The sequence below is a fragment of the Nonomuraea antri genome (genome assembly GCF_013283785.1).
GTDB classification, from domain to species: domain Bacteria; phylum Actinomycetota; class Actinomycetes; order Streptosporangiales; family Streptosporangiaceae; genus Nonomuraea; species Nonomuraea antri.
Genome location: NZ_JABCPZ010000057.1, coordinates 15011 through 27864, shown reverse-complemented (window position 1 = coordinate 27864; position 12854 = coordinate 15011). Strand labels below are relative to the sequence as shown.

Sequence of the window (12854 nt, the reverse complement as noted above, 5' to 3'; positions counted from 1 at the left end):
GCAACCAGGTTAGCGTGTCCGCGTGCCGGGCCGGGAGCGGCTAGCCTGGTGCCGATGCTCAAGCGCTTCGTCGTCGTCGTTTCCGCCGTGGTCGCGCTGGCCCTGGCGGGCCATCAGCTGATCCCGGCCCTGGGCGGGTTCACGCCGGTCATGGAGAGCCTGCTGCCCTGGATCGGGCTGACCGTGCCGCTGCTGCTCGTGGCCGCCGCGCTGACGCGGTCCACGCCGGCCGTGGTCGCGGCGCTGGTGCCCGGCGTGGTGTGGGCGGTGATGTTCGGCTCCACGGTGCTCCGCAGCTCGCCCGGCGGCCCGCACGACCTGGCGGTCGGCACCGTGAACGTGGGCGTCACCAACGGCTCGTCCGGCGAGGCGGTGCGCGCCATCGCCGAAGACCTCGACCTGCTCGCGGCCCAGGAGCTGACCCCGGGCGGCCCGGCGGCCAAGCAGCTCAACAAGATGTTCCCGCACCACTACCCGGTCGGCACGGTCGGGCTGTGGAGCCGCCACCCGATCAGCGAGACCCGGCCGCTCGACGTCGGCATGGGCTGGCCGCGCGCGCTGCGCGCGGTGGTGACCACGCCCAAGGGCAAGGTCACGGTCTACGTCATGCACCTGGCCTCGGCCCGTCCCGGGCACACCGCCTCGCGCGACGCGTCGCTGGCCGCCGCGCGCAGGCTCATCGACGCCGACGACAGCAAGCGCATCCTGCTGCTCGGCGACCTCAACACGGCCACCACCGACCGGGGCATGCGCGGGCTCACCCCGCCGCTGTCCGACGCGCAGAGCGTGGCCGGCGAGGGGTTCGGCTTCACCTGGCCGGCCGAGTTCCCGATCACCCGGCCCGACCACATCCTGTTCAAGGGGATGACGGCCACCAGCGCCGGGGTGGCCCCGGCCACCGGCAGCGACCACCGCGCCGCCATCGCCTCGCTGCGCTTCTGACCTCTGCCGGCCGCTGCTAGCCGCCCGCCTCCAGTCTGCGCAGGTCCTGGGGGGTGTCGATGTCGGCGGGGTCGCCGTGCTCGTCGCACGGCACCTCGGTGACCAGCTCGGGATGCGCCTTGATGAACGGCCTGGCGCCCACGTCGCCCACGGCCAGCTCGGCCACCTCGGCGAAGTGGCGGGCCGCGATCAGCACCGGGTTCCTGCGCCGTCCGGCGTAGGTGGCCACCGCGACCTCGGCGCCGCTGCCGATCAGCGCGCGCACCGCGCCGGGGCCGATGAACGGCTGGTCCACCAGCGCGATCACCACCGACTCCGTCTCGGGCGGCAGCGCGGCCAGCCCGACCCGGAGCGAGGAGCCCATGCCCCCGGCCCAGTCCGGGTTGCGCACGGTCACCGCCCTGCGCACCTGGACGGTGGCCGCCCCCAGCACCACGACCACCGGATGGCAGCCGCCCTCCTCCAGCAGCCTGACGCCGCGGTCGACCAGCCGCTCGCCCGCGTACTCGATCAGCGCCTTGGGCGTGCCCAGGCGAGCGCCCTCGCCGGCGGCCAGCAGCAGTCCCGCGACCCGCGACCCCCTCATGACGCCTCGTGGTGGATGCGGCCGTCCGTGCTCGACAGCGGCCTGCCGGTGCCGCCCCAGCGCAGCTGGATCAGCTCGGCGGCGATCGACACGGCCGTCTCCTCCGGCGTGCGGGCGCCCAGGTCCAGGCCGATGGGCGAGCGGAGCCTGGCCAGCTCGGCCTCGGTCAGCCCGGCCTCGCGCAGGCGCGCCAGCCGGTCCTCGTGGGTACGTCGTGATCCCATGGCGCCTACGTACCCCGCCTCGGTGCGCAACGCCACCTCCAGCAGCGGCACGTCGAACTTCGGGTCGTGGGTCAGCACGCAGATCACCGTGCGTTCGTCGACCGGGACCGAGGCCAGGTAGTCGTGCGGCCACTTGACCACGACCTCGTCCGCCTCGGGGAAACGCTTCGTGGTGGCGAACACCGGCCGGGCGTCGCAGACCGTGACGTGGTAGCCGAGGAACTTGCCCACCCGCGACACCGCCGCGGCGAAGTCGATCGCGCCGAACACCAGCATGCGCGGCGGCGGCGCGAAGGACTGGACGAACACCGACAGATCGTCCAGGCGGCGCTCGCCGTGCCCGCCGTAGTGCCTGATGCCGGTCAGCCCCTGGGCCAGCATGCCGCGGGCGTCGTCGTCGACGGCGTCGTCCAGCCGGTCCAGGCCGAGGCTGCCGCTGGTGCGCTCGGGCCAGATGACGCGGCGGGCGCCGATCTCGCCCGGGCCCGCGACGATAGTGGCCACGGCGACCGGCCGGTGCGCCTCGACGGCGGCGGCGACCTCGCCCAGCTCGGGGAACGTCTCGATGGAGATCGGCTCGACCAGGATGTCGATGATGCCGCCGCAGGTCAGCCCGACGGCGAAGGCGTCGTCGTCGCTCACGCCGTACCGCTGCAGCAGCGGCCGGTCGATCTCGGCGGCCAGCTCGAACACCGCGCCTTCCACGCAGCCGCCCGACACGCTGCCGACCACCTCGTCGCCGCGCACCGCCATCGCCGCGCCCGGCGGCCTGGGCGCGCTGCTGAACGTGCTCACCACCGTCGCCAGCCCGAACCTGAGCCCCGACCTCCACCACCGCATGATCTCTGGCAGCACGTCACGCATGCGCGAGCCTTTCGCTGAGTTCCTCGTAGGCGGCCAGGCTGTGACCGGCCACCAGGTCGTCCAGGTGGGGCAGGGCGGCCCGCATGCCGCCGGTGAGCGGCTGGTAGTCCGCGTACCCCTTGTGCGGGTTGACCCAGATCACCCGGTGCGCCTGCCGGGCGAGCCTGGCCAGCTGGGCGCCGAGCAGCGCCGGGTCGCCGCGCTCCCAGCCGTCGGAGGCGATCACCGCGATCGCGCCGCGGGCCGAGCGCCGGGTCAGGAACTCCCGCAGTTCCTCGCCCAGCCTGGTGCCGCCGCTCCAGTCCGGGATGGCCCGCGACACCTCGTTCAGCGCGGTGCCGGGGTCGCGGTGGCGCAGTTCGGCGGTGATCGAGGTGAGCCTGGTGCCCACCGAGTAGACGCTGGTGGCCCTGGGGGCGCTCCTGACCAGGGCGTGCGCGAAGCGCAGCAGCGTCTCGGCGTAGGGGGCCATGGAGCCGCTGACGTCCACGAACAGCACGACCGCGCGCGGCCTGGTGGTGTGCCGCCGGTGCCGCAGCCGGGCCACGTCGCCCTTGCGCAGCGCGTCCCTGATGGTGCGGCGCTGGTCGAGTGCCCCGCGATGGGCGCTTTCGTAGCGTCTGGAGCGGCGCGGCGCGCGCCTGGCGCGCAGCATCGCCAGCATCCGGTGCACCTCGGCCCGCTCAGCCTCGCTCAGCCCGGCCACGTCGCGGTGCCGCAGCACCTCCACGCGGCTCGCCGTGGCCGGCGCGGCCTCGCCGTCCGCTCCCCCGCTCTCGCCGTCGTCGGCCGCCGCCAGGTGCCGGGTGATGCTGGTCGTGCTGGTACGCGCGAGCGTGGCCCGCGCGCCGCCGAAGAAGGCGGCGAAACACCGGTCGTAGGCGGGCAGGTCGTCGCGGGTGGCGCACAGGGTCAGCCGGCCGGCCCAGTAGAACTCGCCGCGGTCCGTCACGTCCAGGTGGTCGAGCGCCTCCAGCAGGTTACGGGTGCGCTCGTGGTCGGCGCCGACCCCCGCGGCCCGGAGCGTCCTGGCGAACGCGGTGACGGTGGCGACCAGGTCGTCGAGCGCGTCATCCATGCAGCAGGCCGGTGTTCATGACGGTCGTGACGTCCTCACGGTACTTCAGCGCGGCGCCCAGCGTCGCCGCCGCCCGGCCGGGGTCGAGCTCCCTGGCCCCGAGCGTGAGCAGCGCCTCGGTCCAGTCGAGGGTCTCGGCGATGCCCGGCGGCTTGACCAGGTCGGCCCGCCGCAGCCGCTCGGCCGCCCGCGCCACCTGCAGCGCCAGCGTCTCGGTGCAGCCGGGCAGCTTGCGCAGCAGGATGGCGACCTCCCGGTCGAAGCCGGGATGCTCCAGCCAGTGGTACAGGCAGCGCCGTTTGAGCGCGTCGTGCACCTCACGGGTGCGGTTGGAGGTGACGACGACGACCGGCGGCGTCCTGGCCTTGATCGTGCCCAGTTCGGGGACGGAGATCGTGAAGTCGGACAACACCTCCAGCAGGAACGCCTCGAACTCGTCGTCGGCGCGGTCGACCTCGTCCACCAGCAGCACGCTGGGCTGAGTCTCGACAGCCTTCAGCAGCGGCCTGGCGATCAGGAACCGCCGGTCGTAGATCTCGCTCTCCAGCCTCCCGACGTCCGTGATCCCGGCCGCCTCGGCGGCTTTGAGGTGCAGGAGCTGGCGGGCGAAGTCCCAGTCGTACAGCGCCTGGGCCGCGTCGAGCCCCTCGTAGCACTGCAGCCTGATCAACGGCGCCTTGAGCATCCGCGCCAGGGTCTTGGCCAGCTCGGTCTTGCCGACGCCCGCCTCGCCCTCCAGAAACAGCGGCCGCCCCATCCTGAGCGCCAGGAACGCGGCCGTGGCCAGCCCTTCGTCCGCCAGGTAGGCGTGCCGGTCGAGCAGCTCGATGAGCTTCTCCGGCGACTCGATGTCCATTGCCCTGATTGTCCGCCGCAGCACGCCTTCAGGCTACGCGCCACCGCGTTTCACCGATATTCATGACTCGACCCGACTGCGGACTGTAATCTCTCGATCGCAAATCGCAATCGAGAGGACGCTATGCCCCCCAAGCTTCCCCACGAGATGCCGTTGGAGATGATCAGCCAACGGCCGGCCTTCGCGATGGAACTGCTGTCGTGGGCACTCAACCGCCGCATCGAGCACGACTACCTGGACATACGCGAAGAGTCCGCCGACCTCACCGACCGCCTCCCGACGGAGTACCGGGCCGACGCGGTCACCTCCGGCCGCACCCGCTTCGGCAGACGAAGGCGCTACCTCATCACCGAGGTGCAGAGCGAGTACAAGGTGGAGAAGGTCTGGGCGTGGATGGGTTACACGGGCACGCTCATGGCCAAGCACAAGAGCGTCGTCCACCTGCTCGTCTACTGCCTCGACCAGCCGACCGCGCGCAAATATCGCGAGCAGGAGCTCATCCCCCAGGGCAGCTCGCTCACGCTGCATCCCATCGTGATCTGCCCGCAGGACCTGCCCGTGCTCCGCGAGTCGGCGGACGTGCAGCGGTACCCGGAGTTCGCCACGCTCCGCGCGGCGGCCCCGCCCCACGACTTCGACACGGCGGCCGCGGTGGCCATGTCCTTGCTCGGGTTCGAGGACCGGCGTGGCCATACTTACTACGATTATCTGCGGATGAAGCTTCCAGAGAATCTCCGCAAGCGACTGGAGGACCTGATGATCGAGACCCAGCCACGAATCAGCGACCGCTTCACCCAGTCCCTGGAGAACGCCGCCGAAGCGAAAGGCAGAGCTGAAGGCGAAGCGGAAGGCGAAGCCAAGGCCCTGCGGGCTGTTCTTGAGGCACGCGGGCTGGAGATCACCGACGAGCAGCGCCAGGCCATCGAGAACTGCCGCGACACCGAGCAGCTTCTCACCTGGACGACCCGCGCCGCCACCGCCGCCACCGCTGAAGAGATCTTCGGGGAGAGGTGATCATGACATGCGGACTCCGAGCGACTGGGACGACGAGGACGACGCCGAGAAGGCGCGCCTGACCAGGCGAGCGACGCGGTTCTACGCCGCCGACCTCAAATACCGCCTGCCCGACAAGTTCACCCAGCCCATTGAGGAAGCGGCGGAAGCCAGAGGCCTGACCCGAGCGCTGCTGAGCGTGCTGGCCGTCCGGGAGATTCCGATCACCATCGGCCGACGCGACATCATCGACGAGTCTCTGGACCGGGACCTGCTCTTGACCTGGGTCACCCGCGCCTCGACCGCCGGCACCGCGGAAGAGGTGTTCGGCTAGTTCTCGCGGGCCTCCCCGCGCTCCCGGATCAAGGCCGCGAGTTCGGCCGTGGCCCGGCGGGCGCGGGGTTTCTCGGAGCCCTGGATGCCCATGGCGCCGATCGTGCGGCCGTCCGAGAAGTCGATCTTGGGCCAGGGGTCGCCCACCAGCAGCGTGACGTCGATGACCTCCGGCCAGCTGTACCGGTGCGTACGCATCGCGTTCACCACCGTGATGCCCTCGTCGTCCGCCTCCACCCGCACCCGGCCGAGCAGGTGGAGCACGTACGCCACCGCGCACCCGAACGCCACGATCGCCACCCGGTCGGGCAGCTTGAACGGATCGGCGATCAGCAGGGCCATGACCACCGACCCGAGCACGATCACGGCGGCGACCCCGTACGCGACGAACCTGGGCTTGCTGGGACGCCACGTGACGGGCAGCGGCGGCGGGGAAACGGGCTCGGGCACGAAGGAAACCTACCGCAGGTCAGTGGAGGTCTCGCAGCAGGAGTGCGGTCTCGAGGGCGGCCACGGCCGACTCGTACCCCTTGTCCTCCTTGCTGCCCGGCAGCCCCGAGCGGTCCACCGCCTGCTCCATGTTCTCGCAGGTCAGCACGCCGTTGCCGATCGGGGTCTCCTCGTCGAGCGAGATCCTGGTCAGCCCGGACGTGACCGAGTCGCAGACGTAGTCGAAATGGGCGGTCTCGCCCCTGATGACCGCTCCCAGCGCCACCACCGCGTCGCACCGCCTGGCCAGCGCCTGGGCGACGACCGGGATCTCCAGCGAGCCCGGCACGCGCACGACGGTGGCGGTGGCGCCGCTGTCGTCGCACGCCTGCACCGCCCTGGCCACCAGCTGGTCGGTGATCGCCGCGTGCCAGCTCGCCGCGACCACCCCGACGACCAGGCCCGCGGCGTCGGGAACCGTGCCCGCGGGTCGTCCTTCGCCGCTCATGACGCCTCCGAGATGTCGTGGCCGAGCCGGTCGCGCTTGGCCGTGAGATACCGCTCGTTGTGGGGGTTCATGGCCACCGGCATGGGTTCGCGGCCGAGCACCTTGATGCCGTAGCCGTCCATGCCCTTGAGTTTGGCCGGGTTGTTGGTGAGCAGCCGGATCGACTTCACGCCGAGGTCGGCCAGGATCTGCCCGGCGTTGGAGAACTCGCGCGCGTCGACCGGCAGCCCCAGCTCGACGTTGGCGTCGACGGTGTCGCTGCCGTTGTCCTGCAGGCTGTAGGCCTTGAGCTTGGCCAGCAGCCCGATGCCGCGCCCCTCGTGCCCGCGCAGGTAGACGATCACGCCGCGGCCCTCGGCGGCGATGGCCGACATGGCGTTGTCGAGCTGCACCCCGCAGTCGCAGCGCAGCGAGCCGAACACGTCGCCGGTCAGGCATTCGGAGTGGGCTCTGACCAGGATGTTCTCGCCGTCGGCCAGCTCGCCGTAGACGAGCGCGACGTGCTCGCCGCCGTCGAGCGCGCTGGCGTAGCCGTAGGCCCGCCACATCCCGTACGCGTTGGGCAGCCGCGTCTCGGCGACCCTGGTGACCATGCTCTCGGCCCGCCGCCGGTAGTCGACGAGCTGTTCGATGGACACGAGCGCCAGGTCGTAGGTGTCGGCGAAGACGCGCAGCTGCGGGAGCCTGGCCATGGTGCCGTCGTCGTTGACCACCTCGGCCAGCGCGCCGGCCGCCGACAGCCCGGCCAGCCTGGCCAGGTCGACGGCCGCCTCGGTGTGCCCGCGCCTGGCCAGCACGCCGCCCTCGTGGTAACGCAGCGGGAAGATGTGCCCGGGACGCACCAGCTCGTTCGGCTCGGTGGCGGAGTCGGCCAGGGTGCGGATCGTCCTGGCCCGGTCGCCGGCGGAGATGCCGGTGGTCACGCCGTCGCGGGCGTCGACGGTGATCGTGTACGCGGTGCGCATGCGCTCCTTGTTCTGGAACACCATGAGCGGCAACCCGAGCCGGTCGAGCTCCTTGCCCTCCATGGCCACGCAGATCACGCCGCTGGTGTGCCTGATGGTGAACGTGAGCAGCTCCGGTGTGGCCTTCGCGGCGGCGAAGATGATGTCGCCCTCGTTCTCCCGGTTGGCGTCGTCGACGACCACGACCGGCTTGCCGTTGCGTATGTCCTCGATGGCCCGCTCGATCGGGTCGAGCACGATCTCGTTCACGACGCCACCGCCAGCTTCGCCTGCGTCGTGGTGCGGTATTCCCTGAGCCACTTGACGAACCCGTAGATGACCATGGCGAAGAACACCACGTAGACGGTGGCCGAGACGGTCAGCCCGGAGTTGTAGGCCACCGGCACGCCCACCAGGTCGACCAGCACCCACACGATCCAGAAGTCGACCAGGGCCCGGCCCTGCGCCCAGGTGGCCACCGCCCCGCCGACGAAGATGTACGCGTCGGCGGCCACCAGCGCCCACGGCGCGCCCGGGTACCACGACAGGTTGAACGTCTTGAACAGCACGGTCACCAGCGCGGTGCCGACCAGCAGCGCGGCGATCAGCGTGGCCCGCTCGCGCCCGGTGGCCGGCCTGACGGCCAGCTCGTGGCCCTGGCTGCCGCGCCGCCACCGCCACCAGCCGTAGATCGCCAGGATCGCGAACAGGGCCTGCTTGAGCGCGTTGCCGGTGACGTGGGCGCTGATCGAGGCGATGAACAGCAGCACCGCGCCGGTGAACTGCACCGGCCAGGTCCACAGGGACTTGCGCATGGCGAACAGCACGGTCGCCAGCGCGAAGACGTTGCCGACCAGGTCGGTCCACTTCACGGGGTGACCGAAGATCTCAACAGATGCCTCAGCCCAGCTCATCGGGCCACCAGCCTTTCCACGTACTTCGCGATCACGTCGACTTCGAGGTTCACCACGTCGCCCACTCGGCGTTCGCCGAGGGTGGTCAGCTTCAGCGTGGTCGGGATGAGGCTCACGCCGAAGCCGTCGTCGTCAACCGTCGTCACGGTCAGGCTGATTCCGTCGATCGCGATCGAGCCCTTCTCCGCCACGTACCGGCTCAACGGCTCGGGCAGGGTGAAGCGGAGGTTGTCCCAGTTCGCACCGGGTTCGCGGGACTTGAGCACGGCGGTGCCGTCGACGTGGCCCTGCACGATGTGGCCGCCCAGCCGCTGGTCGGCGCGTACCGACCGCTCCAGGTTCACCGCCGAGCCCACGGTCAGGGCGCCGAGTGAGCTGCGGTCGAGGGATTCCTTGATCACGTCGACGTCGAACACGTCGTCGCGGACGTCCACGACCGTCAGGCAGACGCCGTTGACCGCGATCGAGTCGCCGTGCTTGGCGTCGGAGGTGACGATCGGGCCGCGTACCGACAGCTGGGCCCCGTCGCCCACGGACTCGATGGCGACGATCTCGCCCTTTTCCTCGATGATTCCGGTGAACATCACTTCTCCCTGACTTGTGGGGACGTGGGCCGGGCGGTCAGCCTCAGGTCCGGCCCGATGGGGGAAAACTCGTCGAATCGCAGGCGGTGGATGTCGGTGATCGTCCGGACGCCGGCCTGTTCCAGCGCGGCGCGGCCGGAGCCGAGGAACGCCGGCGCCAGGTAGGCGACCACCCGGTCGGCCAGGCCCTCGCGCAGGAACGCGCCGGCCAGCCTGGGGCCGCCTTCCAGGAAGAGGCTGACCACGTCGCGTGCGGCCAGCTCCTTGAGCAGGGCGGGCAGGTCGAGGCCGCCGCCCGGGGCGCGGGGCACGCGCAGCAGATCGGCGTCGAGCCCGGTCTCGGTGTCGGCGGCGACGGCGATCAGGGTGGGGGCGGCGGCGTCGAGGACCCTGGCGGCGGGGGGCGTGCGCGCGTCGGAGTCGACGATCACGCGCAGCGGCCGCCGCCGCTCCGCGCCGCCCGGCTGCGGGGGCCTGGTGGTGAGATGCGGGCCGCCAGGCTGCGGGGACCTGGCCGTGACGTGCGGGTCGCCGGGCTGCGGGGGCCTGGCGGTGAGGTGCGGGTCGTCGGCCAGGACGGTGCCGATGCCCGCGACGATCGCGTCGGACGCCGCCCGCAGGCGGTGCACGTCGGCCCGGGACTCCGGCGAGGTGATCCACTGGCTGGTGCCGTCCTCGGCGGCCGACCTGCCGTCGAGGGTGGCGGCGAACTTCCAGGTGACGTGCGGGCGGCCGAGCCTGACGAACGTGAGCCACTCCTCGTTGGCCCGTTCGGCCTCGGCGGCGAGCACCCCGGTGGTCACCTCGATCCCGGCCGCGCGCAGGCGCGCCGCGCCGCCGGCGGCCTTGGGGTTGGGGTCGGTGACCGCCACCACGACCCGGGCCAGGCCCGCGTCGAGCAGCGCGGCGCTGCACGGCCCCGTCCTGCCGGTGTGGTCGCAGGGTTCGAGCGTGACGTACGCGGTGCCGCCCCTGGCCCGCGCCCCCGCCGCGCGCAAGGCCACGACCTCGGCGTGCGGCCCGCCGGCGTAGGCGTGGAACCCCTCGCCGGCGACCTGGCCCGCGGCGTCGAGCACGACGCAGCCGACGACGGGATTGGGGCTGGTGGTGCCGTGCCCGAGCCGGGCCAGCTCGACGGCGCGCGCCATGTGCGCCCTGTCACGGGGGGATGTGTCCACCCCGGGCCTCCTACTCGCCAGTAGCTCCAAGCCACGGCGGGCCCCGGGGGGTTGACCGGGTGCACGGACGCACGTCACGTACGTGTGCACCACAGCAGGCGCCCGGCTGGACGCCGGACACCTCGCGCGCTTCCTCCCATCCGGACTTTAACCGTCGGTCCCGGAATTTCACCGAGTCAACCGGCCGATGGCATCGGCCGGGTCGCGGACTGTCACCGCCGGTTCGGACTTTCACCGACCCCGGAGCACGCTAGCTCTCTTCTCCTATCAGTTTGCCATGTCCTCATCGGCACCTGCGACCACCCCCGCACCGGGGACGGAGCGCGAGGTCAGGCGGCCATCAACCGCCTGGCGCGACGGGCGGCCGGGGCGTAGCGAACCTGGGCGGGCACCAGGCCGAGCCCGGTGTGCAGGGTCCTGAGCGTGGCCGTGGCCCACAGGTCGCCGACCGGCGTGGCGGGCAGCCCGTACAGGCGGCGGGCCCAGCGGGGCAGGGTGGCGAAGGCGAGCAGGGTCAGCGCGGGCAGCGCCGGGCGCAGCGGGGTCAGCATCAGCGGCAGCGGCGCGTTCAACGACAGCCGCAGCGGGTGCGCCGCCTCGGGGACGAAGCGCAGGCCGGGCCGCTCGGCTTCGATGTAGTCCGACAGCTCGGCCACCGAGCCGGGCACGTCGTCCCGGGCGAGGCCGACCACCTCGGCCGCGCGCCGCCACTCGGCGACGAACGTGTCGGCCTCGGCGTCGGTGAGCCTGACGCCGGCCCGTCGGGCGACCGACAGGTACGAATCCACCTCGCCCACGTGCACCCAGCGCAGCGCGGACGGGTCGTCGAGCCGGAATCGGGTGCCCGTATCCGGATCGTGAGCGGTCAGTTTGGCATGAATCTTGCGCACCCGGCGTCCGGCCCGCTGTACTTCCTCCAGAGAGCCGTACGTGCGTACCCGCACGAACTCGGTCGTACGGACGAAGCGTGACCACGACTCGTCCGGATCCATGAGGGCGGAGTTCTGCAGCACCCCGCGCATCGCCCGCGGGTGGAGCCCCTGCATCAAGAGGGCGCGGAACCCGCCGACCAGCAGAATCGGCTCACCCATGATCCGCCATGTCACGGACCTGGGGCCGAACAGTCCATGGTCACTCATAAGTAAGGACTTACCCAGGTCACACGCCGGTTATGTCACGAGAGTGTCATGGCCGCATCTTGATTCCGTGATCACGGCGCGCAGGCGAGTGTGTCATCCTCTCAGTTGTCCACATAACGGGACAAGAGGTTTTCAGCCACAGCCTCATGGAATTTGTGCACCAATATCGGGATATATCACTTCGCCGTTGCTCCGCGGCTCCGTGACCTGCGAGCCTGACCATCAGGTCTGACTTTTCCTGATTGCACGTTTCGCTTGGAGCCCCAACTACATGACGACACCGACGTCCACTGCACCCGCGCCTGACGCGACGTCCGTGACCGAGGCCCAGGAGGCGGTTGGCCGTTCGCCGGGCCAGCTCATGTGGCTCCGGTTCCGTCGCGACCGCACAGGGGTCATCTCCGCGATCATCGTGATCTTCTACTTCCTGGTCGCGATCCTCGCCCCGGTGATCTCCGCCGTTTACGGCAAGGACCCGTACACGTTGTACGGCCAGGACATCCCGGGCCTGCTCAACGACTTCGGGTACCCGGTCGCGCCGAACGGCGGGATCAGCTCGGAGTTCTGGTTCGGACTCGAGCCGAACCTCGGGCGTGACGTGTTCACGCAGCTCATCTACGGCGTCAGGACCTCGCTGATCATCGCGGTCGCCGCCACCCTGCTGATCACGACCATCGGTGTCGTGGTCGGCATCGTGGCGGGATACGCGGGCGGCAAGACCGACTACTTCGTCGGCCGGCTCATCGACCTGACGCTGTCGTTCCCGTCCACGCTGTTCATCCTGGCCTTCATCCCGGTGCTGGACAGCCTGGTCGTGGGGGCCGCCGAGGAGCCACCGGTCTGGTACCGCGGCATCTCGCTGACCATCCTGCTCACCGCGTTCGGCTGGGCCGGACTGGCCCGGTTGCTGCGCGGCCAGGTGCTGTCGATGCGTGAGCGCGAGTTCATCGAGGCCGCCAAGGTGACGGGCGCCTCGCCGGTGCGGATCGTGTTCAAGGAACTGCTGCCCAACCTGTGGACGCCGATCCTCATCCAGTCCACACTTCTGCTGCCCGCCATGGTCACGGCCGAGGCGGCGCTGTCGTTCCTCGGTGCCGGCCTGGGCGAGCGGGTCCCCGACTGGGGCCGGATGTTCCTGCGGGCCACCCAGGTCTACCAGAACGACATCACCTATCTGATCTTCCCTGGAGTCGCACTGCTGATCTTCGTTGTCGCCTTCAACCTGCTGGGCGACTCGGTTCGCGACGCCTTCGACCCCAAGATCAAGCGCTAAAGGAGAAAT

The 12854-nt window shown here is 71.0% G+C and carries 15 protein-coding genes and 1 riboswitch; of the genes, 4 read left to right on the top strand and 11 right to left on the bottom strand.

The window, feature by feature from the left end:
- Positions 1-54: 54 nt before the first annotated feature.
- Complete coding sequence (locus HII36_RS20385; protein WP_173524816.1) at positions 55-942, top strand: endonuclease/exonuclease/phosphatase family protein; 888 nt, start codon at positions 55-57, stop codon at positions 940-942.
- Between the two features lie 16 nt (positions 943-958).
- On the opposite strand, the gene HII36_RS20380 is transcribed toward HII36_RS20385, so the two are convergent.
- From HII36_RS20380 to HII36_RS20365, 4 genes are read right to left on the bottom strand one after another with little or no spacing between them, the layout of a single operon-like run.
- Positions 959-1528, bottom strand: a complete 570-nt coding sequence (locus tag HII36_RS20380) for a nucleotidyltransferase family protein (protein ID WP_173524815.1) — start codon at positions 1526-1528, stop codon at positions 959-961.
- Positions 1525-2616, bottom strand: coding sequence for an XdhC family protein (locus HII36_RS20375; RefSeq protein WP_173524814.1), 1092 nt, complete (start codon positions 2614-2616; stop codon positions 1525-1527). Before HII36_RS20375 ends, HII36_RS20380 begins: the two co-directional genes overlap by 4 nt.
- Positions 2609-3694, bottom strand: a complete 1086-nt coding sequence (locus HII36_RS20370; RefSeq protein ID WP_173524813.1) for a vWA domain-containing protein — start codon at positions 3692-3694, stop codon at positions 2609-2611. Before HII36_RS20370 ends, HII36_RS20375 begins: the two co-directional genes overlap by 8 nt.
- Positions 3687-4550, bottom strand: coding sequence for an AAA family ATPase (locus HII36_RS20365; RefSeq protein ID WP_173524812.1), 864 nt, complete (start codon positions 4548-4550; stop codon positions 3687-3689). The genes HII36_RS20370 and HII36_RS20365 overlap by 8 nt, the downstream gene beginning before the upstream one ends.
- Before the next feature lie 159 nt (positions 4551-4709).
- Between HII36_RS20365 and HII36_RS20360 the strand changes: the two genes are divergently transcribed.
- Together HII36_RS20360 and HII36_RS20355 are read left to right on the top strand one after the other, a co-directional pair.
- On the top strand, positions 4710-5564 hold the full coding sequence (locus HII36_RS20360) for a hypothetical protein (protein WP_173524811.1): 855 nt from the start codon (positions 4710-4712) through the stop codon (positions 5562-5564).
- A 7-nt stretch (positions 5565-5571) separates the two neighbouring features.
- The gene (locus HII36_RS20355) at positions 5572-5877 is read left to right on the top strand and encodes a hypothetical protein (protein ID WP_173524810.1); all 306 of its coding nucleotides are present in this window, start codon (positions 5572-5574) and stop codon (positions 5875-5877) included.
- On the opposite strand, the gene HII36_RS20350 is transcribed toward HII36_RS20355, so the two are convergent.
- The 7 genes from HII36_RS20350 to HII36_RS20320 all read right to left on the bottom strand — a co-directional run bounded on the left by HII36_RS20350 (position 5874) and on the right by HII36_RS20320 (position 11524).
- The gene (locus HII36_RS20350; protein WP_173524809.1) at positions 5874-6326 is read right to left on the bottom strand and encodes a PH domain-containing protein; all 453 of its coding nucleotides are present in this window, start codon (positions 6324-6326) and stop codon (positions 5874-5876) included. The two genes, HII36_RS20355 and HII36_RS20350, sit on opposite strands and share 4 nt — an antisense overlap.
- A gap of 19 nt (positions 6327-6345) precedes the next feature.
- Entirely contained in the window at positions 6346-6813 is a 468-nt protein-coding gene (ribH, locus tag HII36_RS20345) for a 6,7-dimethyl-8-ribityllumazine synthase (RefSeq protein WP_173524808.1), read from the bottom strand.
- Positions 6810-8027 (bottom strand): bifunctional 3,4-dihydroxy-2-butanone-4-phosphate synthase/GTP cyclohydrolase II, encoded by a 1218-nt coding sequence (locus HII36_RS20340; protein ID WP_328807798.1) that lies wholly within the window; start codon positions 8025-8027, stop codon positions 6810-6812. Before HII36_RS20340 ends, ribH begins: the two co-directional genes overlap by 4 nt.
- Positions 8024-8671 carry a nicotinamide mononucleotide transporter family protein gene (locus tag HII36_RS20335; RefSeq protein WP_173524807.1) on the bottom strand — a complete coding sequence of 216 codons (648 nt, stop codon included), beginning with the start codon at positions 8669-8671 and terminating at the stop codon, positions 8024-8026. Before HII36_RS20335 ends, HII36_RS20340 begins: the two co-directional genes overlap by 4 nt.
- Positions 8668-9255: a riboflavin synthase gene (locus tag HII36_RS20330; protein WP_173524806.1), complete on the bottom strand. Its 588-nt coding sequence runs from the start codon at positions 9253-9255 to the stop codon at positions 8668-8670. The genes HII36_RS20335 and HII36_RS20330 overlap by 4 nt, the downstream gene beginning before the upstream one ends.
- The gene (gene ribD / locus HII36_RS20325) at positions 9255-10433 is read right to left on the bottom strand and encodes a bifunctional diaminohydroxyphosphoribosylaminopyrimidine deaminase/5-amino-6-(5-phosphoribosylamino)uracil reductase RibD (RefSeq protein ID WP_328807797.1); all 1179 of its coding nucleotides are present in this window, start codon (positions 10431-10433) and stop codon (positions 9255-9257) included. Before ribD ends, HII36_RS20330 begins: the two co-directional genes overlap by 1 nt.
- A gap of 122 nt (positions 10434-10555) precedes the next feature.
- Positions 10556-10686: riboswitch (FMN riboswitch) on the bottom strand.
- A gap of 76 nt (positions 10687-10762) precedes the next feature.
- Positions 10763-11524 carry an oxygenase MpaB family protein gene (locus HII36_RS20320; protein WP_236003680.1) on the bottom strand — a complete coding sequence of 254 codons (762 nt, stop codon included), beginning with the start codon at positions 11522-11524 and terminating at the stop codon, positions 10763-10765.
- Positions 11525-11843: 319 nt separating this feature from the next.
- Here HII36_RS20320 and HII36_RS20315 point away from each other — a divergent pair, with 319 nt between their 5' ends.
- A complete protein-coding gene (locus HII36_RS20315) occupies positions 11844-12845 on the top strand; it encodes an ABC transporter permease (protein WP_173524804.1) in 1002 nt (333 codons plus the stop codon).
- Positions 12846-12854: the final 9 nt, after the last annotated feature.